This window comes from Achromobacter sp. Root565 (assembly GCF_001427425.1).
Taxonomy (GTDB): Bacteria; Pseudomonadota; Gammaproteobacteria; order Burkholderiales; family Burkholderiaceae_B; genus Achromobacter; species Achromobacter spanius_D.
The window spans coordinates 857,588-879,079 of the sequence record NZ_LMGO01000001.1 but is presented as its reverse complement, the minus strand read 5'-3'; the positions used below and the strand labels follow the sequence as shown (position 1 = coordinate 879,079).

The following is a 21,492-nucleotide window of genomic DNA, read 5'->3' as shown; positions in this document are numbered from 1 at the left end:
TGATCGGGCAGCTTGGCCACCGGCATTGACCGCTGCTTCCATGCCTGCTTGGCGCACGGTGGCGGGCAGCGCCTGCATAGCCTGGGCGATTCCCTCCTGCCGTGCTGTCAGCTGCTCCATCAGTCCGACAAGTTGAGCGCTCTCCTGCAGCATGTCGCGGTACAAAAGCTCCATCCTGCTGCGGGGGATAGCAGAGGAGGAGGCCGGGCTTTCGGGCGGAATTACGGTCACAGTGCCTCCTACATGAAGAGGGCGTCGAATGCCTTGTCCAGCTGCCGGTCAACAGGACGCGCCAGCGACTGTAGGGCGTGCATGTCGCTGAGATGGCTGATGAGTTTGGCGTCATCGCGATCAGCTTCGCGCAGTTCCTGGCGGTAATTGCGCGGGTCGGCAAGGATCTCCTTGATCGTGGTGCGTTTGTTGGCCAGCAGATCGAATACCTCGTTATCAAAGATCGCTGCTTCCGGATTGGCCCGGAAGTCGCCGGACTGCTGGGCGTATCCGAAGATGGCGGCGAACTCCTCACGCACGTCGGAATCGACGCGATTGAAGAGCACGCGCACGCGGTCCGCCGGTACGCCCATCTGCGCGAGAACCTGAATCGTCTTGATCGTTTCCCGCTGCGCTTTACCCGAAGTGACCACGGGCAGGACGAAGTAGTCGATCTCGAGATGCGCCTGGTCGTACTTCACCAGCTCGGCCAGAAAGTCCTCGATGTTGGATGCGCCGACGTCGACGATTGCAGCTTCTGCCATCAGCAGCTTGCGAAAGAGGCGGCCGAATTGCCCGCCACGCATCTGTTCGACATCCAGACCGAGATCGGCCGCGCTCTCGTTGGTCGATTCAACGGCGATGATTTCGGCTTCCGGGATGCGCGGGGCCAGGAGGTGGCTGGTCGTGACGGTTTTGCCGACGGAGCCGGAGTAGTTCACGGTTGCGATTTTCATGCGACGTTTCCTATTTCTTGCGGCCGAGTTCGGCCAGTTCGTAGAGGTCTATGGGATCCGAATCTATGCGAAGCCGTACAAGATCTGCCTTGCTTGTGATCGCCGGCGTCACAGGCGGCTTCGTTTGGGGACTCGAGTACGGCTTGGCGCCGGAGCGATGGTTCGGTGGGGGATTCGTCGGTGCCGTGCCGGGGTGCGGAGCGTCGATCTGACGCTTGCGCCAGCGGATCAAGGCCTTGCGAACCGACTCAGCCTTCAGTGCGAACCCTTCCATGGCGAGGGCCGCGGCCATCTCGCTATACGGAACGCCCTGTCTTTGCAGCGCGTCCAGGGTCGGGAGCAATTCGCGAAGCTTCGACTTTCGGTTTGTGGCCGCCAGGTTGTTTAGCCGCTGAACTGCGGCGGGCTGCCCGTCGGGCCGCGATGTGTGTTTTATTTCCATGATCAATCGCTACACCGTTGCTGGTGTTCGAGAGGCTTGCCTAGCGCTCGAAGGCGCCTGCGGACTTTTCAGCGCCCGGCTTTTGCAAAGCGGTCGCTTCGAGCGCAAGAGTGTCGACCTGGCGTAGTAGGCCGGTTTTGCCGCAGGGGTAGCTAATTTCGACTTCCTTGCCCACGTACTGCTGCGGGTCCGTGACGGCCAAAGCTCCGAGCTTGTGGGCGATTGCTATTCCTTGCTCGGCTCTTTGATAGGCAGTGTCGCCCTCGATGGAGACGATCTCACCGCGATAAGTCGCACCGATGATGGGCGCCTGCACGAGCTCGGTTCCACTTTGGAGGCGTTCGGCTGTACCGAGCGTCAGATCTGTGGCCGCGCCGTAATTCCGTAGGAGCTGGGCGGCTCGGTCGGTGGACATGACGGAATAGGACCACCCTTCGGCGTTGCGAGAGTCATCGACCACGTAATTCTTGACGAGAGACTCCCCCGACTTGTCGACGGCTAGCACGGTGATGCTGGAACGATAGGCCGGATCTTCCGGAGCGGGATTCCAGAGTTCTGCGCGGGCGTTCAGGGGCACGCTTGCCTGCAGCTCCGTGTGCGTCTCGAAGCTCGGATAGTCGTAGAAGCGCTCTGTATCGATATCGCGGACGGACTTTCCGTCCCAGCGTTGGAGTTCGTCGGCCGCGTCACGCTCGCGTTCGTCGTAATACGGGTCGGGCGACAGGTCGCGTGACTGTGCGGCGTCTTCCAACGCGGGGACATGAACAAATCGCTCGCCGGTACTGACGATCGAGATCTCGACCGGCTTGCGGTCGGTGTCGGCGGCGAGTCCGCGCAAATTGCTTGATGCCGGCGCGCGCTCGTGCTGAGCGGGGCGGAGAATCGCCTGGATTTTGGTCTTCCAGTCGGAGAATTTCATGTGGATTCCTCGGGTGGGTGATGGTGCCGGAGCGGTCAAGACCGTGCACCGGCGTGGGGTTAAGTTGACGCTGGCGGTGGCGTCCCTCCGGCTGGAGAACCGTGGGGTTGAAGGAGGGGGAGCCGCGCCCGTGGGCGGGCGCGGGGGAACCGTTGCGGTTCCCCGGGGGGTCGGAAGCGCGGACGCCGCCGGGCGGCCGGCCAGGGGGGCAGCAGCCCCCGCGCTTTTGGGGCGTGCCGATCCCCACCCGGCGGATTCGCCGGGAAGGGGACGGACCTTTCTCCCGCACGGCAGACACCGGCGTAGCCTCGGAGGGCTGCAGCGGTGGTGTGGCGTTGACGGTGTTCAGCAGGCAGGTCGTGGCGCTCGGGGCGGGGCGAGGCCAACGGCCCGCGACGCCCGGGGGGGATGTCTTTCCCCCGCCTGGCGGCGCATTGCGCCGGCGGGGAGGGGGACTCAAGCTAAGGGGTTCAGGCCGGCGCTGCAGGCGGCGGGGCGGAGGGAGCGTAGCGACCGGAGTAACTGTCTTGAGAGTCAAGTTCTCCGTTGGCTAAATCTCAGGAAGTTCTGCCCATGGTTTTCCCGATCGGACCATGGCGTTTAGGATGATTAGGAGCTTGTGCATGCACGCGACAAGGGCAACCTTTTTCGGCTTTCCAGCGTCGACGAGCCGACAATAGAACGCTTTGATAACGGGATTGAAGCGAGATGCGACTAGGGCGGCCATGTATAGGACGCGTCGGACGCTACCTCGGCCGCCGAAAATTGTTCTCTTTCCCCGCATGGTTCCAGAGTCGCGGTTAACGGGCACTACACCGGCAAGAGCACCAATTTTTCGGCGAGACAATTGGCCTAGCTCCGGCATTTCGCCAATGAGCGTGGCGATTGTTGCGGTTCAAATGCCCTTGACGCTGGCAAGCAGTGTCGAAAGATCTGAAAAGTGCGTTTTGACATGTTTGGCCATATGGCCTTCGATGCTTTTGAGCTCGGCGGTCAATACGTCGATGATGTTCTGCACGCTGCTTCGAATCAGACCGTGGGCCTGTGATAGACGATTGCGCTCGCGACCTAACAGCCCTACCAGTTGCCTGCGACGTGCAACTAACGCGGCTAATGCCTTCTGCTGAGACGTGGGCAGTGGTTTGACGAATTTCGCCCGTTCGGGATGCCGCTCTATGACGTCGCCCAATTGAGCGAGCACGTTTGCGTCAATACGATCGGTCTTCGCAAGCTGGCCCATGGCCCGTGCGAAGTCGCGTGCTTGCCTGGGATTGATAACAGCGACGCAGTAGCCTGCGGTCTGCAGTGCACAAGCTACTGGCGCCTCGAAGCCGCCAGTAGCCTCCATGACAACGATCGCTATTTCGAGAGCTTCGAGCCTTTTCTGCAAGATATCAAAGCCGACTTGGTTGTTGGGAATTGTGAAGGCGATGTTCCCAGGGCCAACAGCAATGTCCAACGTCGCCTTTGAGACGTCAATACCAACAGCGTGAGTAGCGAGATTTCGGTTCGGCGTAGCCATCATTGCCCCTCCTTGTACATGCGAATTTGGGTCGGTCAACTGTTCGGGCTTTTGATGAGTGGCAGAGCTCGTGCGCCCAGTACTCCGGTGCGGGCTGTAAGCCCCAGGGTAATGAATTCGGACTGCACGAGATTTGCCAAACCGTCACCGTTCCCAAGATACAAGGGTAGGCGGATCGGCGTTCGCGACGAGCCAGCGCCTCGCGCGCGACTCTCTCTAAAACCTATAAAACCTATATATACCTATTGGGTACCGTTTTCGGCACTGGCATAAAGCCGTTTTCGGTACTGGCGAACGAACAAATTGGGACGGGCAAAAACACTTTCCGGGCTAGGCCCAAATCTGGGACTGGTCCCGATATGGGTCCAGGCTGTGGACAACTTTTAATGGGACGGCACGAGTCCGGCGGCGAGGAATACGCGCGCCTTGAAATGGGGCGGCGGCTCGTTCGGAGCCTGCTCAACGCCGAGCTTCTTGCCGGTGGCCACGATGCCGGTCCAACTGTTCTGCCAGGCAGTGCCCGCCGTCTCTCCGGCGTCGCGTTCCCGGAAAACCCAGAGCCGCCATGACTCGAACCAGTCGGGTGACATGCCCAGTTCTCCGGGCCTGGACCGCATGTAGGCGCTGAAGGTGGCGGCCATTGCGTCGATCTTCTCCTGCGTCCAGAGCGGCCGCTGCTCCTGCGTCCAACTTCGCCACCGCTCCGGCAGGGTCCAGGTTGCTGGAAGCCGGGTGGGGCCGGCGCCGGCCGGGTGCCCATCAGGCTCGCGTCGTCGCCCTTTTCGCCTGCCCCCCTTCGCTGCTCTGCTGGTGGGCATATGCCGTGTGGCATCGGAAGTAGGAGGACCGCCAGCGTTGACGCGAGTGCCCGCTGCATCGATTGACCCGCCCGTGGGAAGGAATGTCGCGTCGGTCCCCTCGCAGTGCGGCGACGAGGCGTCGCCCTTGGGAGGAAACAGCGATTCGTCGATCGCGGATCCATCCCGCTCTGACGGCTCGCTTTGGCCGGCATTCGCCCCGCGGTCGCCCTCCGGAGCTGCCAGCGGCACAATCCCATCCTCAAGCTCAAGCCCGTCCTGCAGCGCGAGATCTTGCTGCGTCGACTGCGATTCGCCGCCGGCGACGGCACCAGAGGCCGCAAGGTCGATCAGGGGGACTGCATTCGGGCACAAGCGATAAATGATGCTGCTACGGTTGTCGCCCGCTCGTCGCCCTGTGTCCTGGATCGCGCCCAAATCGCGAAGGCGGCCGAGGGCTTCGATAACCGTCTTGCGATTCAGATGGGTGACTTTGGCCAGGTAGTCGATCGATGCGAAAACCGTCCAGTGGTCGGCATCGTAACGAACGAGCTGTGCCAGGTTCAGCAACACGAGCTTGGATGAGGATTTCTGGACGTCGGCCATTCTGGCCCATTTGGATGCTTCGACGCTCATGTTCGCCCCTTGCGTTGCTGCGAGTTATTGCCGGGTAATGGGTCTTGCTGGTACAGCGTGCCGGTCACGAGTCCGTCTCCAGTGATTCAGCGATGGTGCGGCGGGCCCGCAGGGGCAGGCCGTGTGCTTCATAGAACTCGCGGCGGGCCATCAGCCACGCCTTGTAGGGCCACGCGCGGCGCTCGCCCCAGGGGTAGGCGTCCTTGATGGCCTGGTGGGTTTGTTCGGCGCTGAGGCCTTCGGCGCGGCAGCGGTCGAAGACGCTTTGCATGATCTTGTAAGCCATGCGGGTGCGTGCTTCCTGCGCGCCGCGTTGGCGGTTCGCTCGGGTCATGGAAGTCTCCGGGAGGAAATGGCGTCGGGACGGTGGAATGGTCGACCGACGGCGGCGCTAGCCCCGAGTAGAGGGTGCGCTGGAATTAGGAAAATGAGAGGACAGAGCGCGCGCCGGCCGCAATCGGGCGGCGCTCGCTAGGACTGGCGCCTCGAGCTCAGCCGAGACTTCGAGCGTGCTCGGACGGTTGGCTTCGAAAGGCGTCCCGCACCCACTGCGTGAGACGCAAGATGTCAGCGTCCAGCTTTCGGCGTTTGAATCGTCGGTCCGGACTGTGAAGAGAGAAGACGAGGCCGCCGTCAGCATTGAACGTCGCGTCAATTCTCCAGTAGTGCTGCAGCTCGCACCCCTGCCCGTAGTCCAAGAGGATTCTGTCCGCAAGGCGCGCGGCTCGAGCGACGTCCGTACGGAACATAACGAACGGCGTTCGACGCGTCGGCAGGCACCACAGCCGATGCCCTTCGCAGCTGCTTACTGATGAGACGACACCGTCGACGTTGAACACCGCCACCAGCGCACGGATGCGCGGATCGATGACATCGAGCGCTAGCGCTTCGGTGTGCGGCCGCAGTGCTCCTTTGAAGCTGCCAGGAGTAGCCTTGCCACGCACCACTTTCCGCAACTTCTCATATGCCGCTCGCATGAGTCCCTCGCGCAGGCATCCGATAAACCCACACACTTCCGTCAGCAGGCATGTCGAAATGTTGGCGTATCAAGAGGTTGACGGCTTGCGTGTAGCACCGCGAGCGCGCTGGCGTGGTGAGGAACGCAGAGAAAACGGAAAACACACCCATAACGCCAATAATGTTGCCCAGCAATACGCCGTCAGACGGACGGGCGTGCCACTCGGCAGACAATTTTTGCAAGAACGGCACGAGTTCATCGGGCAAGGCAGCAGCGATGAGCGCGAGCGTCCAGAACACCATCACGGGCACGTAGATCATTGTCTTTGCGGCAATGGCTATAGCCCATTTCAGGAAAGAAGCCAGCTGATCGATTGCCACGTAGTCGTCGCGTAGGACTTTCCTCAGGATGGCGGCGTAATCCACATCGCGGATAGTCCCGACCTCGACCCCATTCACGTGGACTATCCATTCCCAAGGTTGCGGTTGCGTAATGCGCACTCCGAGCTGGCGGTCATAGTTCGCCGCGACGAAGTACGAGATAAAGCCGAAACTAGCCACGCATGCTCCGAAGCCGACCATCGGCAGGCCGAAGGCCGTGCCCACGGCGAAGACGAGCAGCAATGCGAGCGCGGCTGGGCTTGGCCAGAACATGAGGGGGTTTTTGATCTTGTTCAACATGGTTTTCTCCACGGCTAGCGAGGGCCGTTTGGTGCAGGAGGAGGGACAAGGAAAAAGCGTTGAAACGCACTTGGGTGCATGGACGGCCGGACAGAGAACGTGCGCTGAACAGTGCTCGTCTGCGGTAGGCGCCCAAAAACGGGCTCTGGCGAGGGTTAGCTTGAGAGCCGGTCTTCGCGTTCGATGGCGTGGATCGCTTCCATCAATCCGTCTACAAGTTGGTGCATGTCGGCAGTGGTAAGGGATGCGGATCCAGTCGGCCCGCCAAGCATGTCACGGCACTCCATGGAAAGAAGTGCGGTTTTTCCGTTGCTGCATTCGTGCCGGAGCCGCAGAACACCTGGCAGCCCTACCGGCGATATGAATGGAACCCGGAGGTCAACGCCTTTGGTCATATGACACGCCCTGGATTGAAGTAGACCTCCACCAGTTTGTAGTTGGCGAAGTAAAGGGAAATGTCCAACGTCGAGAATAGGTACTGGCGAATGGTGTCGAGATCCATTTGATTCCCTGCGACGGATCGCTTGACCAGCAGCGCCACACGGTCATAAGCGCCGCGTGCATTGTTGGCGTGCGTGGTCGTTACCGATCCGGGGTGGCCGGTATTGAGCGCATTCAGGGAATCCCATGCCTCCGGACCGCGCAGTTCAGACAGGAAGATCCGATCAGGTGAGCTCCGCATGGCCGCCGCGATGCAGTCCGTGGCAGACATTCGGCCAGCGCCGGCCCCGTAGATCATGTGCACACGATTAGGATGGTTGGGCAGGAAAAGCTCATGGACGTCTTCGATAGTTAGCAACCGCTCAGTCGTGGGCACACACTCAATGAGGCTGCGCGCAACCGTTGTTTTTCCCGAACCGGTCTTCCCGGAGATGATGATGTTGCGGCAGTAAAGGACTGCCTTCTTCAAGAATGTCAGCATGTCCCGGCTTTCCAAGATTTCCAACAGTTCCAGATCTTGCGGCGAGAGCGCATCCATATTGGCCACCGCGCCGCTGACGTTCACCCAGTTGTCGAAAGCACCGTCCGCTTCGTACTCGTCCAGCGTCCTAACCTCACTGCTGTGCTTGCGAATGTTGATCGAAAGCGAGCCGTCGATCACGGCCGGCGGCTGGGCCACCTGAGCGCGCTCACCGTCGGGCAGCAGCAGCGACATGATGGGGCTGAAGTTGACGTTGTTATAGCTGGCCATAGCCGACACCAGCGCTTCCAGGAAGCTGAACGTCAGCTTCGGATCATGGCGCTCGTGCCATTGCCCGTGAGAGCGCGTAAAGATCACGCCGGGCCGCGTAATGGTGATCTCGCGGACGGCGTCATCTGCCATGTAGCCGGAGATGGGTCGCATCATCTGGCGTAACGCCGTGTCACGGCCGTCCGAGTCGATGGGCGATGTGTTGCGGGAATCTTTCATGGGATGCCTAGTCAATGTACGCTGGACCCGCGACCGAATGGTCAGGGGGCCAGGCGCTTGGTCGAGTAAGAGGTGTCTGTGCGCGAGGCGTCAGTAGCGGCGCGCGACCGCGCTGCTACCGAGCGACGGATCTGAGCGTGTAGACCGAGCTGAAGTCCAGATCTCGAGCGACATAAATTCCCAGCCGGCCGCCCTGGTTGCGGTAAAGCGTCGGCGGGATGTTGATGGTGTTGTCGAGCACGGTGGTTACTGCGTTTGTGGCCGCCTCGCCCGTGGTATTGAACTGGACCTGGCTGTTGTCGCTGCTGCCACGCGAGGTTGCCCACGTACCCAAATCGCTGATCAAGCTGACCATGATGGCTCCGCCGAATCGCTCAGCGAAGTGCGTGTCGATGAAGCCATCCAAGCCTGCCTCACCCAGGGGGCCCGTGCCCGGAGAATCTAGCTGGATGACGACGCCCTTGGGAGTTTCGAGACGTGACCACACTACGCCGACACGCGGCTGGCCTTGTGCCAATACACCTTGCTGATAGCCGATGAATCGCGTCCCCTTGTCGATCAGCACCACGCGGCCGCTCGTCGAGCGGATATCGTGCGGCGCAAAGCAGCTGAGCATGCCCGCCTGCGCAGTCACGAGCTTGGTTTCCTGCACACAATCGATCATTGATCCTTGCGTGATCAACATGTCTCGATTGCCAACCAGGCCAGCCCGAGAAGCGGAGAGCTTCATAGGGGTGAGCTTGCCGGCCATCGGGCCGCTGTCCGCTTCGCGAGGCTCCGGCTGGGATGAGCTTTGCTGAGCAGAGGGCTGGTCCCCCTCTCCCTTGCTGTTTCGCAGCCCGCTGCTAAGGCGCCGTTGTGTGACAGCATCGACAGCAACGGTCTCTGCCAGGTTTGAAAGCGTGCCTTTCTGCTCCGTCTTGCCTTCCGGCCCGGGCACCGTGGGCGCCGATTCAGGCGGCTCTGGCGGGGCTGGCGGGGGTGGTGGTGGATCGGGTCGGAGCTTCAGACCGGGAAGCACGTTCTCGATCTTGGCTTGCATCGCCGGTGCGGCCTCTTCGGCGGCAGGCGTACTGAATGCTCGCCAACCCATCGTGGCGATCACCATCAACGCCATCAACGTGATGAGCCACATGAAGGCCTTCGCACCCTGTTGCATCGGCCTTGCAGTACCCGACAGGTCCGGGCGGCCGCGGCCCTCGATCTGCGCCTGGTGCTCTTCGATCTCCGCCACCGCGTCTATGGTTTGACCGGGTTTTTTTCGCCTTTTGAAGAGATTCATGGCGCAGTTTCCTCACGAATGACGCGCTCGACCTGCGGCGAGACGGTACCGGTGGCCAGACTGCGTGTAACGGGCGCCCCGTCGTTGTGGACGGCCAAGACCTGGTTTCCAATACGCAAATGCCAGCGCTTAGCGACCCGATGAAGCACGACGGTCTGCTCGTCCTCCATATGCCGGTTCACGATCACTTCCTGGCCGTCAGCGTCTACGAAATAGATCGCAGGCAGATCCTGTCCAGGAGCAAACCGAAGCCATGTCTGCGCGCCGTCATCCCATGCGGCGACCGGCGCCAGGCTGGTGTCGCCGCTCATCGAATAGGCCTGCCAGTTGATCGCGACGTCGGCAGTGGCCAGATCGCGCTGCACGCGGTCGCGCTGCTCCTGGGCCGCAGATTTTGCCTGCTCCAGTTCGGGATAACGCAGTACCACGCGAAAGACGCCGCCGTTCTTACGCGCCTTTTCATACTTCAGCAGGAACGAGTAGTTTCGCTTGGTGGTGATGTAAAGGAGGTTGGTGTCGGCTTGCTCGACGATGGGCTTGAGCAAGAGGTGCTTGCCCACTTGCTGGAAGTCGTACGCCGCCGAATCGCCAAAGGCGTGCGTCACGTAGTCCTCATCATCGTTCAGTTGGACTTGAGTGGCCACACCAAGCGTTGTATCGACCTGAATGACGTCGGCGGCGTCATAGTCCGTCCAGCGGATTCGCTGATCCTTGGGCGAAGCTGCAGGTCGGTCAAGCGACCAGGCAGGCGCTGCGGCCGCGCAAAGCGCGACCGACAGCACCGCCACGGCCAAAGGCCTGAAGCGGATGTTCATCGGGCGTGTCCCATCTCGAGGTTGCTTTCACGTTGGCGCGCCGACTCGTCCGTACGTTGATGGTCCATCCCCATCCCCGCCTGCTTGTCGTGGTCAGCGTCGCGCACCAGGCCCACGCCGCCTACCGCCTTGAAGGGGTAGCTGATGGCGAGCGCCTCTTCCTTTCCGCTCATCTCAAAGGATCGGTTCAGCGTGTTGCGGGCATGGACGATGAGGTCCCCCGTTTCGTTGTCACGCTGGATCAAGCAGTTTGGCGTTGTGCCTACTATCGGACCCTTGTACTCGCGCCCATCTTCCGGCTGACGGATTTGCCGGTCCTGCTCGCCGTACAGCTCCACGGGCCGACGCGCTTCGCGGATGCGCTCTTCAAAGTGCTTGCCGATACGATCGGCAGCCAAGACAGGCGTGGGAAGACGAAGGTTCGCGTCCTTGTGAAGATGGTCCTTGCAGAGACGCGCGGCGCCGTAGAGATCGCTCTTCGCGTACCGTTCGATGTCGCGCAACAGTGCCGTGCGCTCTGCGTTGCTCATGCGCCCTGCATCTTCGAGGCGGCGGGCGAGTTCGTTGATCTGTGCTTTTTGCATGACGATTACCTCAGCGTTTCGACAGCGGTCGAGTAGGAAATGACTTGAAAGCCCAACGGGTTGTCGCGGATCACGCTTTCCGGCATCGGCGCGTTGACAAACCTGTAGGCGATGGTGGCGATGAACTGCTCAGTGTTAGGTGAGCGCTGGGGGCCCATCTCGCTGCGTGTAAACCGGACCGTGGCGGTCTGGTTGGGTCCCGGAGTGATCGACCGCACGTTGATGACCAGGCGTGTGTGCTCCCCATACTTCTTGTCCAGGGCTTCCCGGCCGGTCCTGGGGTCGTCTTCAAACTTGGCGTGGTACTGCTGTTGCACGTCCGGCGAGCTGAACAGTCCGCAGCGGTCGTACATGTTTTGCAGGGTGCGCCAGTCGTAGCCTTCGCACGACAACACGTACTGAGTGACGAAGTAGCGCGCGATCCGAGGGCCATAGTCCTCCTGTGCGTCGCCGAGCTGGGATACGTTTTCCACCTCGCCGGTCGCATCGTTGACCCGCACGACATAAGGTGGCTGGGGCGTGTAGCTCAGCAACAGTGAGGCCAGGGCGCCGACCGCCAGGAACGCCAGCACGAATGCGCCAACTGCCACGCGCCATGCTTTCGCTCTGGATGAAAGGACCTCCGTGAGGAGGTCTTGATCCAGGCTCCGGTTTCTGTCCAGCTCTTGCTGAAGCGAAAGCTTCGGGTCTTCAAAGGACATGTCGGTCCTCCGATTGCCGAACGAGATTGAGGGGCCGCACGTTTCGTACGGGCGTGAAAGTGCGTGCCGCGGCGAGCGCGGCCAGAATGGCGTGCTTCATCGATTCTCCGTAGAGATGGGGGATTTAGATCAGACGTGCCCCGCTAGCTGCGGGACGGAATAAGAAAGGCACAGCGAGTGCTGTGCCTTGGAGAACTTCTATTTGGTGCTGGAGTGAACCGTCTACTGAACCTATCGGTTGCGGTCCCGATCTAGGCTGTCGTTGTATTCACGCCGCCACTCGTCGTCCATCTGTTGATTATGGTCCTTCCAAAACTTATTGAGTCTTTCCTCCCGCCCGGCTCGCGAAGCGGCAGAAGGCAGGACCATCATTGCGGGCCATTTAAAGCAGATGTACCAAAGAGGCCTGACGATCCAGGTCCATGCCGCTTTGAACAGGCTGACCCATTGAAAAGCAGAGATCGGCTGGTCGGCGGCCACTGTCGACGCGGGCGAAAGCGGCACGCTCGAGTTCATCAACGCATTTTGGGATAGCGGCTTACCCAGCGGTGTGATCGGAGGCATGGATTCAGTCTCTCTTTGCGCATTTATTGATCAATTTTATCCGATCTTGCCGAGGAACGGAACGGAAATTCCGCCGCCACCGCCGCCCGTGACCTTTGCCGCTACGGTGGAGACCTGTTCGAGCATGTACTTGGAACACATCATGAAAAACACGATCGCGGTGAGCATGGAGAAGATGTTTATCTGATCCGCCTTCGTGAGATCAATCAGTCCTTGTTGCAGCATGCCGAACATGCCCATGATGAACATGAATATGACCATAAATAGGCCTGCATATATCGAGTAGTAGAGGGCTTGCCGCAGCCAGGATTTGAAGAACTCTTTAGTGACGTCAAAAAGCAAAGCTAGGATGCAGAACGGCCCTACTACTACGACCAGCCCCATGCCGACCTTCACCGTAATCAAGACGAGCATCCCGATTGCGCTCATAACTGCCGAGACGATCGTAATGATTACGGAGACCACGACGAATACGAAAGCCTGCGCTATTTTCTTGAGACCGCTTGGTGCGCGCTCCTGCAACCGTGTGCCGATCTCTGCGCCATTGTTCGCCGCGTCGTCCATCATTTCGGATGGAGTTTTGACGGTGCCCGTGAACACCTTAGCCACGGAGGTAGGTAAGTCCAGCATGACGCCGACAATCTGCTGTTGGTACAGCCCATTTGCGCTGGCGATGCTCACGATGATCGCGATGTTGACAACTCTTCGACATGCGTGGAGGACGGGAGTTTGAATGGCGCCCGAGCAGATGAGCCACCCGTACCAAACCAGCGCGACGGACAGAGAAATGGACACGAACGGCAATAGTTTGGCGGTGACCGACGCGACCATTGGCGTGATGACGCTCGTTAGCATCTTAGTCACCGACTGGTCGATCCAGTTCGCGATCCCGCCAAGACTGGCCAGACTGACCGCGGTGGTGGCCATTATCTCGCTCCAGGAAGCGGCGCGCGGATTGCACCAAGGCTGAAGGAGCTGTCTGCCAGCTTTTCGGCTTGCTGCTCCATCAGGGCCTGCTCCGCTTCAATCTGGCGGGTGAGCATGTCGGCTCGGGTTTGGTCGGCCTGGATGTTCGCCTGCTCGACGAGCAGCCGGGCCTGCAGGTCAGCGATGGCCTTCGGATCCTGTGCCTGATTGATCTTGGCCTGGAGCTGGTCCACCTGCTTGACGCGTGCAGTCATCGCCTTCTGGGTCTGCTCCATCATCGCCTGGCTGCGAACGGCGAGCTTGTCGGCACGGGCGTCCAGGTTCTTTTTGTCCTGTTCGTAGTTGCCAGTTAACCGTTCCTCGCGCTCAATGCGCTCTACAACGTCCGAGATTCCACCCAGACCACCGTTGGAGGCGCGAAGAATATCCCGGGCATCTGCCGGCAGCGCATCGCGAATCGCCGGGTTGTTCAGGATATCGCCGAGGTTACGCGTGCCCGTGAGCGCTTCGAGCTGCCGTTTCTGGCTTTCAAGCTGGTTCCTGAGAATGGTGATTTGTTCCGCGTACTTGGCCAGTGTCTCGGCGTGCTTGAGAGCGCGGTCCATGATGCTCGCTGCGTCCACGACCGGGATGCCACTTGCGTGGACAGGCGTCAGGGAGTTGGTGAGAAGGACAGCAGCCAGGAATGCGGTAAGCCGCGCGCGCAGGGCGCGGTTCGGGCGGTGGTTGGGGGTGTGCGTCTGGGACATGATCAGCTCCTTGTCGCCTCTTGGGCGAGCTTGAGGTAGTGGGGCAGCCAGAGGGCGGGGTCGTCACCATGCTTGGCAACTGCCGCTTCGGCGATTTCGGCCAGGTCTTCGGATCCGGAGAACACCAGCAGCGCTTCGGGACATGAGGCGAGGTCCAGTTCGGCCGTGACCGCAGACTCGTTTTGTTTGACGACGAACTGGCGGCTGAACGGCGGCAGATCCTTGACCATCTTGAAGACAGCGGGAGACAGCTTGAATCCGTCAACGTAGTCCTCGGCAGTGGCCTTGGGATTCTCGAGAAACATGGCGGTCGCGGACTGCTGAATAAGCGAGCGACCTACAGGGTTCTCCAGGATCGCGGCGGGCTCCTGCGTCGCGAAGACCAGGACGCCGTTTTTCTTACGAACCGTGCGGCTGGCATCCTGCATCGACGCCTGGAAGTAGGGCACTTTTAGAGGGTGCTGAACTTCGTCAAAGAAAAGGGCGATTCGCCGCCCGTCCATCATCTGGTCCGTTCGGTAAAGCAAGTACGTTATTGCTGCGTCACGGACGGGGCCTTGTTCGAGGAACTCCGTCAAGTCAAAGCCAAAGAGGTTGTTAGCCGCCAGGTCAAGTTCGTCTTTGGGGTTGTCGAACAACCACCCATACTCGCCGCCCACGCACCAGCGTTTGAGGCGCTCTTTCAGGCTCAGCTGACCTTCAGGTGCAGGCGCGGCGGGGAGAAAATTAACCAAGTTGGACAGGCATCGATCCTCCAGGTCGATGTGCTTCACAAGCTGGTTGACGGCCATGGCGATTTGCTTCTGCTCGGAAGGACTGGCCTCCTCGTCCCCGTTTGCCCCCAACAGCTTCGTCATGCTGGCCATGAACGCGACGTTTGAAGCGGTGTCAGGCAGTTGCAGGTAGTTCCAGCCGGTTTTCACGCCCAGGCGCAGCGGGAAATACTTGCCGCCCATCGCCATGACGGTCACCTGCATGCCGCGATCCTTGTCGAACACGATGCCCGTGTAGTCGAACTTGCGTGCCTGGGTGATCAGATGACCCAAGAGGACCGTCTTGCCGGCGCCGGACTGGCCGATGATGGACGTGTTCCCGAGGCGGCGTTTGCCGGTTTCGTCAACGTCCTGAAGCGAGGCGTGAAAGTTCAAGTAGTAAGGCGTGCCGCCCGTCGTCTTGAGCATCGTGACCGCCGGCCCCCACGGATTTCCTGCGGGCTTTCCGAAGAGGTAGTTGTGCATCGAGGAAAAGCTCAAGAAGTTCAGCGAGGTGATCGGTGCCGGGCGAGGGCGCCATTTCCAGTTGCCCGGGAACTGGGCGGCCCACGCGGCCAAGGAAGACCGATCACACAGACGACCGATGATCTCTTCGTCAGCCAGCGCACCGCTGATACTCGCAGCAGCCCGTAGGGCACTCTCGCTGTCTTCGCCGAACACCTGGATGGTGGCGTGGTGGTCTCCCATGACAAAGCGACCCGCGGCCAGCTCGTCACGGGCCTTCTTCAGATCTTCGATCTGTGACGCCGAGTAGTCGCCCGAGTCTTCCAGCCACTTGATCTGACGCGAAAGCGCCTTGAGCCCATCAGGCTTGGACATCGCGCCAAAGGACTGCGCCAGCACAAACTCGTGCGGCTGGTTGAGTAGGCAGTTCAGGTGGCCGGCTTTGGTGTTGTTGGAGTACTCCCGAAGTTCCAGCATCACGTAGCGGCGTGTCCAGTCAGGCCCCCGCATCTCGGCGAGTTCGCCATGCGTGGAGAAGAACTGACGACTGGTGGGCAGATAGTTGTACAGGCGCGCGTTCACCAACGGCACCGGCTGCATCTTGCCGTTGAGCAGAAAGCCGAGGAATTCAGCCGGTTCTGAGAACCGCGATTTCCGGCGCGGAGCCTCCTCGCCGCTCATGTCATGCGGAGACTCCTCGCCGCCTATGTCGTGCGGAGACTCCCGCTCGACAATAGTTAGCAGCTCCGGTGAATAGAGCTTGAGCGATCCGCGAAGTTTGCGGTTGACGTCATCGAGCTGTTCGATCGCCTGGTTCTGCCACGCAAGCGCCGAGCGCGCCGTTCGCTTTTCGAAGTTAGACAGCAAGCGCAAGGCGGGATCGATCTGCGCCCGTGTCAGTACGGTCAAGTACATCTCATTGATCATCGGCGGCTTACCGGCGAAGACCTTGCGATACGCGGCATCGTGATCGCGGGAGAACTGGTCCGGATAGTCGCTTTCGGGGTACTCGAAGACCCTGCGACGGACAAGGTGCGACCAGATCCCGAATCCCGTTGGGAACCCCCGGAACACGTTGTTGAGCTCCTCGACCCAGCGGTAGTGCTCCTCATCGCTGTAGCCTTGAAAGGTGCGCCCGTCGATGCGCCAGACCGAGAGGTACTCCCAGTCGCGGGTTGCGATGATGGTGGGCGTGACGTGATGCGAGTAGGGAACGTACGTGCTGACCGGCGGCTCATACGCCGGCAACGTCACGATGGATTGTTGTTTCATCGGTCGTGTACTCCGAGCCAGCGGGCCCATGGGCGCCGCCGGCTGTAGGGTGTTGGCGTGAGGGATATCGCACCCCAAAAGCGCATGTTCTTAGCCAAGAACTTCGTCTTGACCCAAAGCTCCCAGATCCAGAAGGCGCGGTCATCATGGCGGCTCAGAATGGCCATCACTGGATAAAGGACGGGAAAGAGCAGCCAGCCCCACAGCGTGAATGAAGCGGCGGTGACGGTCACAAAGACCAGTCCAGCAAATGCCCGTGTGGGCACTCCCCCGGGGACGGTGGCGACGCGGGTGGCACCCTTGAAAAGGGGGAAGCGGTTGGGGGGGGCGTGCGACCCCACCGCGACTGGGGCGGCTGCAGGTGGGGCTTTGGCCTTTTGCTTGGGCGAGGTGGCCATCAACCGAAGACCAGCTTAATGATGCCGCCGGCGATGGCACCGGAAAAGACGATACCCACTGCCCACTGATAGGCGGTTTCCTTGCGAATCACGTCGAACGAATAAAGGATGCCGATAATGCCGGCGGAAACAAGGCCGATGACGGGGATGATGAGCCACAGCCAGTCTTTGACCTTCTGCACGGTAGTGGTGGCCTTCTCGAACTGCGCCATCGCCAGTTCCGGTTGGAGCAGGAGGAGCAATGCAAGGGTCGCGTATGCCAGGGCGACAAGCGTGCTGCAGCTCTTGGGCTGCGAGTCGCCAGGGGAGATATTGGATGCTGCGGTCATTTGAAACTCCAATGGGTGACGCCACCCGGCTGATGAGCGGGGCGGCATTCGTTGAGGTAGATGAGAGGGCCGGTGTTTAACTGTTAAACACTGGCGAGGGATGCGCTTCTACTGCGCCGGCAGGCGCGAGGACGGCGTTGGGATCGGCCTGCCGAATGTGGCATCTGGGCGCGGTTCGAATGCGTCTTTGCGCGGCGCCACAAAAGCGTCGTCGCGCGACTTCTGAAAGGCATCGGGTTTGGACGGCTTTGGACGCGGGGGGCTACGCGTCTTGGTGTCAGCATTGGCGGGCGCGCCGCCCTCCTTCACGATGGCCGGTACAGCCAGGCCAGCGCCGGCGATGACCTTGCCGACATAGCCATTCCTGAAGCCCGAGGTCAGGTTGCCCGTGTTGTAGCAACTGAATGCCGCATACAGCGCGTTCTGTCCGGGGCCGTGCAGCTTGGCGGCGCGCTTGTAGCAATCAACGAGGACGCGCTGGGCAGATGCAAGGTTGACGCACGGGTCGAAGATGCTCTCGGGTGTGACACCGAGCCACTTCCAGTTCCGCACATTGATCTGGCCGTAGCCGACGTCGAAATCCACGCCTTTAGCCATCAGATCGCGCACAGCCTGGATTGCCTCCTCCTTGGACTTCGGGCGGATGCTTACATGCGGTCTGGCGTTGACACCAATGGCGAGCGGGTTGAAGGCTGACTCGTGTCGCACTACAGCGCTCAGCGTACTGATATGCACGTCAGGCGCGCATTGCCGGGCGAGGGTGGGAAAGTCCATGCTTCAATTCCCCACCATGCCAAAGCCCGGGCCCTTGTCGCTTTGTTCACGCTCTTTGCGCTCGGCAAGTGCCTTTTCGTACTTGGCCAGTTCCAGGTCGTAGTCCTTCGCTTCGACCCAGTAGCCGTGCTCTTCCGGCGTGCCCACATAGCGGGGTAGGTCGTCATCAAAGGCTGTGTACTCATGCGAAGCGTAGACGCTGCAGTACCCCGGTCGCTTGTTGCTAATGATCGGATAACCATCGTCGCCGGTTCCCCGCCACGCGCCCAGACCCGCGTTTAATGCGGCCGCATCGCAGCGACCCGCGCCCCGAGCGATGGCGTCAGCAAGAGACGCCATTTCTTTGGATTGATTGGATGACGGGCATAGCGACAAAAAGTCATGCCGTGCATCCAATGTGTCGGAGAGCTTTTTCTTCTTGATCCCGTAGAAGTGCGACAGCGCGGGGTCGCATTCCGAGGGCCGATTCCCGCTGGAGAGGCAAATCAATGCCTCGCAAGCGAGCCTCTTTTCACCCTCAAGCAGATCGAAATCACCAGTCCCCTGCGCGGTAGCAACCGAAGGAAGCGCAGGGTAGAGCGCCACGAGGAATATTGTCAGCAGGCGGCGAAAAGACCGCATATTGGTTCTCCCTAGTTAGTTGCAGATGCCGTAGTTGCCGACAGCGATGAGCTGGCCGCGCAAGCGAGTCTCGGTTGTCACCGTGCAGCCGCTTACAGCCGTGATGTTGACCACGCGTGTCGCGCCCTGGCAGACGTCAGCGTCACCACCGCTTCCTGTGTCGCAGCTGCCGAACAAAGTGGCGGTCCGGTTTCCGTTGGAGAGCTGGCAGTAGCCGGACACGCCCTTGGTCACTGAAGTGCCGGGCGGCATCAGCTGGCCCATCCAGACCCGCGCGGTGTCCCCTGACGTCGTGCCCGAAGCGTGGATGCAGTTCAGTTCGGCGGTGGGGCGATAGATGGTGGCGCCGAACATCGTGCCGTAGTTGACCTGCATCTGTGCGGCTATCGTCCCGCCCAAACTGTTGTCGAACGTCTCGCCCGTCTCGTTGCCACGGGCTTTCGCGATCACAACATCGAGTACGCCGCCGGCGCGGGATGCCGTGCAGCTGTCTTGCCACGGCCCCCATCCCTCGTAGGCCACATCGTTCGCGTTGGCTTGTAGAACGTAGTAGGTCCTGTAGCGGACTTGATTGCCGGTGTACCCGGCAGGGCACTGCGAATACTCCGCCTGCGTCTGGGCGATTCGGCACCCGCCGTAGGTCGTGTGCCAGGAGTAGCCACCGACGCAGCCGCCTGGCGGTAGCGGCGCACCTTGGTCGACACGCACGACCATCGTATTCAGATCGGTCTGCAACTGTACGTCTGCCTGTTTCGGGGTAGACGCCTGGCTGACCGTGGGCACGAGCAGCGCGAACAGCAGGGCGAGCAAAGCCCGGCCCTGTCCTCGCGTGGAGGGAAGGAACATGGATATCTCCGATAGATTTGCCGCTCGATATGCGGCCTGTGGGAAAGACCTGCTGGAGGAGCTAGTTCTTGCAGCCTTGAATCACCGAGGCGCGGGCGCCCATGTCTGGGGGTGAAATCACGACGCGGTCACCGGCGATGCTGGCGCGCTGCGCCATGCGGACGTAGCTATTTCCCGAGTTCTGGAATGTGCCACTGAAGGAGCCGCCAACCGACACGGCACCGGCTGCATTGACGTAGCCTGAGCCTTGGATGCTGCCGCCAATCGCGCCACCGATATTGATGTCGCTGCCGCGTGCCGTGGCGTCGGTCGCCTGTAGAGCGACTTGCCGCCAGCGCGACAGCCCTGCCGGGCATGTGAGAGCCGGGATTGCAGCGTCGTTGGGAAGATCGCCGTACGTGCCGGTAATGACGTGGCCGGTTTGGGCGAACCACACTCCACCGGTGCACACGGCAAGCAGCTTGTTTGCGGTAGATGCGTATAACCCTTCCGGCGTGCACGCCGAGCCAGGTGCAACGGCCGTGTTGAGCAGGAGGCCCGTGTTGGTCTGAATCGCACCGGTCACCGTCAGGGTGTTGTTGAACGTGACTGGTCTGGTTTCTCCGTGGCGGACAAACTGACCGAACGGCGTGGCACTCAAACCTGCCGCCAGGACGGCGTGGCCGGGCTCTGCTCCGAAGTCGAACCAGCCGCGCGGAATGTTCATAAGCGGACCGCGCACATTGGCCCCGCCGTTGGCGTCATGACCGCCATAGCCATTGGACGCCGCCATCACCTTGCCAAGCAGAACTTGATTGAACCGCGCAGCCTTGCCGGCAGGTGCGGTGCAGGTGTCATTGAGTCGACGACTCCGCACATCGCTGATCGGTTGGCAGGTATATACGTAAGCGCCCGTGCGGCAGTTTTCGCCGGGGCAAGTTCCTTCGCGGACAAGGATGAAGCGGGCGGTTTCTCCGAGGGATGGGAAGCGTGGCGTGCTAGGCGGCAGCAGGCCTAGCGTTGCGAGATCCGCGACACCACCTCGTGCGACCTGGGCTCCTGGGGCGGCGACCCAGCTAAGTGCTGGTGGTGGGGGGTAGGTGCCAGCTGGGGCGCTGGCGATATTCTCACCGCGCAGCCAGGCTTCGTGCTTGACCTGAAGGTCTACTACTGCACCGCGAAGTTGCGCAAGGTAGCGGCCGGTGGATTCCGCAGCGGTCGCGTCAACTTGTCGCTTAAGGGCCGGTCCGCCAAGGACGATGGCGAGCGTGACGAGCGCGATCACTACCATCAGTTCGATAAGCGTGAAGCCAGCCTGGCGGGGTATTGATCGAGGCACGGAAACGTCAGAAGGACACATGGCAGCTTCGTCATCAATGCAATGCCAGGCGAGGCAAAGCCAGGCCCGGCTCGCGGGTTTACGGATTTATCGCGTGGCGAAGACAAACGTATTGTTGTCGCCCTTCACGCATAGGTCTTGAGCAGTTACCGCATTGAAGGAGCCTGGTTCGTTGTTTGTGCCTAGCGTTTTTGCTGCTGTTCCGTTCACACTGATCATCTCGGAGACGGAGTTCAACGTGGTGGCCAAACCGGGGCAGGCCCTGTGGTTCACATTGGTTAGCGTCAGCCCCAGACCGCTGCCCATAGCACCACCCCCGAGAGCCACCGGCCCGATTGTGATGGTTCCGTTCGAGCCCACGCCAGAGCCGCCCAGGCGGTGCGCCACCGTGGCGCCGTTCACCTTGAAGACGGAAGACTCGGCCATTGCAGGCGCCAGATTGGACGCATTGTTGATGGCTGCGTAAGGCGTGACGGAGTCGCCTTCGCCCAGCAAGCGCGTCGCCGTCATGAAGCGCTGGAGTTCGGCAGCCGCCGGCCCGACCCGGGTTTGGACGAAGAATCCTTTGATGGAGGGCATGCTTATCATGATGAGGACGCCGATAAGCACGAGCACCGCGGCGAGTTCAACAAGGGTGAATCCTCCTTGGCGGAGGCGCTGGCGGGCAACGCGTGTATTGACGACTTGCAGTTGCAGGATGGTGTGCTTCATGTTGATTTCCAGATACTCAGGATTTGTGGTGACCATCTGCAAGATGGCCGCGATCAGAATTGAGGGTCGGGC

At 60.9% G+C, this 21,492-nt stretch carries 22 protein-coding genes and 1 pseudogene; all 23 read right to left on the bottom strand.

Annotated features, from left to right (window positions below; all coding sequences use genetic code 11):
• Positions 1–239: 239 nt before the first annotated feature.
• The 23 genes and pseudogenes from stbB to ASD71_RS03820 all read right to left on the bottom strand — a co-directional run bounded on the left by stbB (position 240) and on the right by ASD71_RS03820 (position 21,420).
• Positions 240–947, bottom strand: a complete 708-nt coding sequence (gene stbB, locus ASD71_RS03935; RefSeq protein ID WP_056560064.1) for a StbB family protein — start codon at positions 945–947, stop codon at positions 240–242.
• Positions 948–957: 10 nt separating this feature from the next.
• Positions 958–1,389: a hypothetical protein gene (locus ASD71_RS03930; protein ID WP_156395070.1), complete on the bottom strand. Its 432-nt coding sequence runs from the start codon at positions 1,387–1,389 to the stop codon at positions 958–960.
• 40 nt (positions 1,390–1,429) lie between these two features.
• Complete coding sequence (locus ASD71_RS03925) at positions 1,430–2,308, bottom strand: hypothetical protein (protein WP_056560062.1); 879 nt, start codon at positions 2,306–2,308, stop codon at positions 1,430–1,432.
• Between the two features lie 550 nt (positions 2,309–2,858).
• Positions 2,859–3,830, bottom strand: a pseudogene (locus tag ASD71_RS03920) (IS110 family transposase).
• A gap of 383 nt (positions 3,831–4,213) precedes the next feature.
• Positions 4,214–5,263 carry a helix-turn-helix domain-containing protein gene (locus ASD71_RS03915; protein ID WP_156395069.1) on the bottom strand — a complete coding sequence of 350 codons (1,050 nt, stop codon included), beginning with the start codon at positions 5,261–5,263 and terminating at the stop codon, positions 4,214–4,216.
• A gap of 64 nt (positions 5,264–5,327) precedes the next feature.
• Positions 5,328–5,597 (bottom strand): hypothetical protein, encoded by a 270-nt coding sequence (locus ASD71_RS03910; protein ID WP_056560060.1) that lies wholly within the window; start codon positions 5,595–5,597, stop codon positions 5,328–5,330.
• A gap of 626 nt (positions 5,598–6,223) precedes the next feature.
• Positions 6,224–6,901 (bottom strand): hypothetical protein, encoded by a 678-nt coding sequence (locus ASD71_RS03900; protein WP_056560055.1) that lies wholly within the window; start codon positions 6,899–6,901, stop codon positions 6,224–6,226.
• Between the two features lie 391 nt (positions 6,902–7,292).
• Entirely contained in the window at positions 7,293–8,312 is a 1,020-nt protein-coding gene (gene virB11 / locus ASD71_RS03895) for a P-type DNA transfer ATPase VirB11 (RefSeq protein ID WP_056560054.1), read from the bottom strand.
• A gap of 115 nt (positions 8,313–8,427) precedes the next feature.
• Entirely contained in the window at positions 8,428–9,594 is a 1,167-nt protein-coding gene (gene virB10 / locus ASD71_RS03890; protein ID WP_056560053.1) for a type IV secretion system protein VirB10, read from the bottom strand.
• Complete coding sequence (locus tag ASD71_RS03885) at positions 9,591–10,409, bottom strand: TrbG/VirB9 family P-type conjugative transfer protein (RefSeq protein WP_056560052.1); 819 nt, start codon at positions 10,407–10,409, stop codon at positions 9,591–9,593. Before ASD71_RS03885 ends, virB10 begins: the two co-directional genes overlap by 4 nt.
• The gene (locus ASD71_RS03880; protein ID WP_056560051.1) at positions 10,406–10,993 is read right to left on the bottom strand and encodes a hypothetical protein; all 588 of its coding nucleotides are present in this window, start codon (positions 10,991–10,993) and stop codon (positions 10,406–10,408) included. Before ASD71_RS03880 ends, ASD71_RS03885 begins: the two co-directional genes overlap by 4 nt.
• A 5-nt stretch (positions 10,994–10,998) precedes the next feature.
• A complete protein-coding gene (locus ASD71_RS03875) occupies positions 10,999–11,694 on the bottom strand; it encodes a virB8 family protein (RefSeq protein ID WP_056560050.1) in 696 nt (231 codons plus the stop codon).
• Positions 11,695–11,925: 231 nt separating this feature from the next.
• The gene (locus ASD71_RS27895) at positions 11,926–12,258 is read right to left on the bottom strand and encodes a hypothetical protein (protein ID WP_156395068.1); all 333 of its coding nucleotides are present in this window, start codon (positions 12,256–12,258) and stop codon (positions 11,926–11,928) included.
• 36 nt (positions 12,259–12,294) lie between these two features.
• Positions 12,295–13,185, bottom strand: coding sequence for a type IV secretion system protein (locus tag ASD71_RS03870; protein WP_056560028.1), 891 nt, complete (start codon positions 13,183–13,185; stop codon positions 12,295–12,297).
• Positions 13,185–13,934 carry a P-type DNA transfer protein VirB5 gene (gene virB5, locus ASD71_RS03865; RefSeq protein WP_056560026.1) on the bottom strand — a complete coding sequence of 250 codons (750 nt, stop codon included), beginning with the start codon at positions 13,932–13,934 and terminating at the stop codon, positions 13,185–13,187. Before virB5 ends, ASD71_RS03870 begins: the two co-directional genes overlap by 1 nt.
• 2 nt (positions 13,935–13,936) lie before the next feature.
• A complete protein-coding gene (locus tag ASD71_RS03860; protein WP_082578777.1) occupies positions 13,937–16,423 on the bottom strand; it encodes a VirB4 family type IV secretion/conjugal transfer ATPase in 2,487 nt (828 codons plus the stop codon).
• A complete protein-coding gene (locus tag ASD71_RS03855) occupies positions 16,420–16,821 on the bottom strand; it encodes a type IV secretion system protein VirB3 (RefSeq protein WP_056560024.1) in 402 nt (133 codons plus the stop codon). Before ASD71_RS03855 ends, ASD71_RS03860 begins: the two co-directional genes overlap by 4 nt.
• Entirely contained in the window at positions 16,821–17,150 is a 330-nt protein-coding gene (locus ASD71_RS03850) for a TrbC/VirB2 family protein (protein ID WP_056560022.1), read from the bottom strand. The genes ASD71_RS03855 and ASD71_RS03850 overlap by 1 nt, the downstream gene beginning before the upstream one ends.
• A 108-nt stretch (positions 17,151–17,258) precedes the next feature.
• Positions 17,259–17,924 (bottom strand): lytic transglycosylase domain-containing protein, encoded by a 666-nt coding sequence (locus ASD71_RS03845; protein WP_082578776.1) that lies wholly within the window; start codon positions 17,922–17,924, stop codon positions 17,259–17,261.
• Between the two features lie 3 nt (positions 17,925–17,927).
• Positions 17,928–18,545: a TrbM/KikA/MpfK family conjugal transfer protein gene (locus tag ASD71_RS03840; protein ID WP_056560018.1), complete on the bottom strand. Its 618-nt coding sequence runs from the start codon at positions 18,543–18,545 to the stop codon at positions 17,928–17,930.
• 15 nt (positions 18,546–18,560) lie between these two features.
• Complete coding sequence (locus tag ASD71_RS03835) at positions 18,561–19,391, bottom strand: hypothetical protein (RefSeq protein WP_056560016.1); 831 nt, start codon at positions 19,389–19,391, stop codon at positions 18,561–18,563.
• A 61-nt stretch (positions 19,392–19,452) separates the two neighbouring features.
• Complete coding sequence (locus ASD71_RS27420; RefSeq protein WP_082578775.1) at positions 19,453–20,730, bottom strand: type II secretion system protein; 1,278 nt, start codon at positions 20,728–20,730, stop codon at positions 19,453–19,455.
• A 66-nt stretch (positions 20,731–20,796) separates the two neighbouring features.
• Positions 20,797–21,420 (bottom strand): type 4 pilus major pilin, encoded by a 624-nt coding sequence (locus ASD71_RS03820; RefSeq protein ID WP_056560010.1) that lies wholly within the window; start codon positions 21,418–21,420, stop codon positions 20,797–20,799.
• Positions 21,421–21,492: the final 72 nt, after the last annotated feature.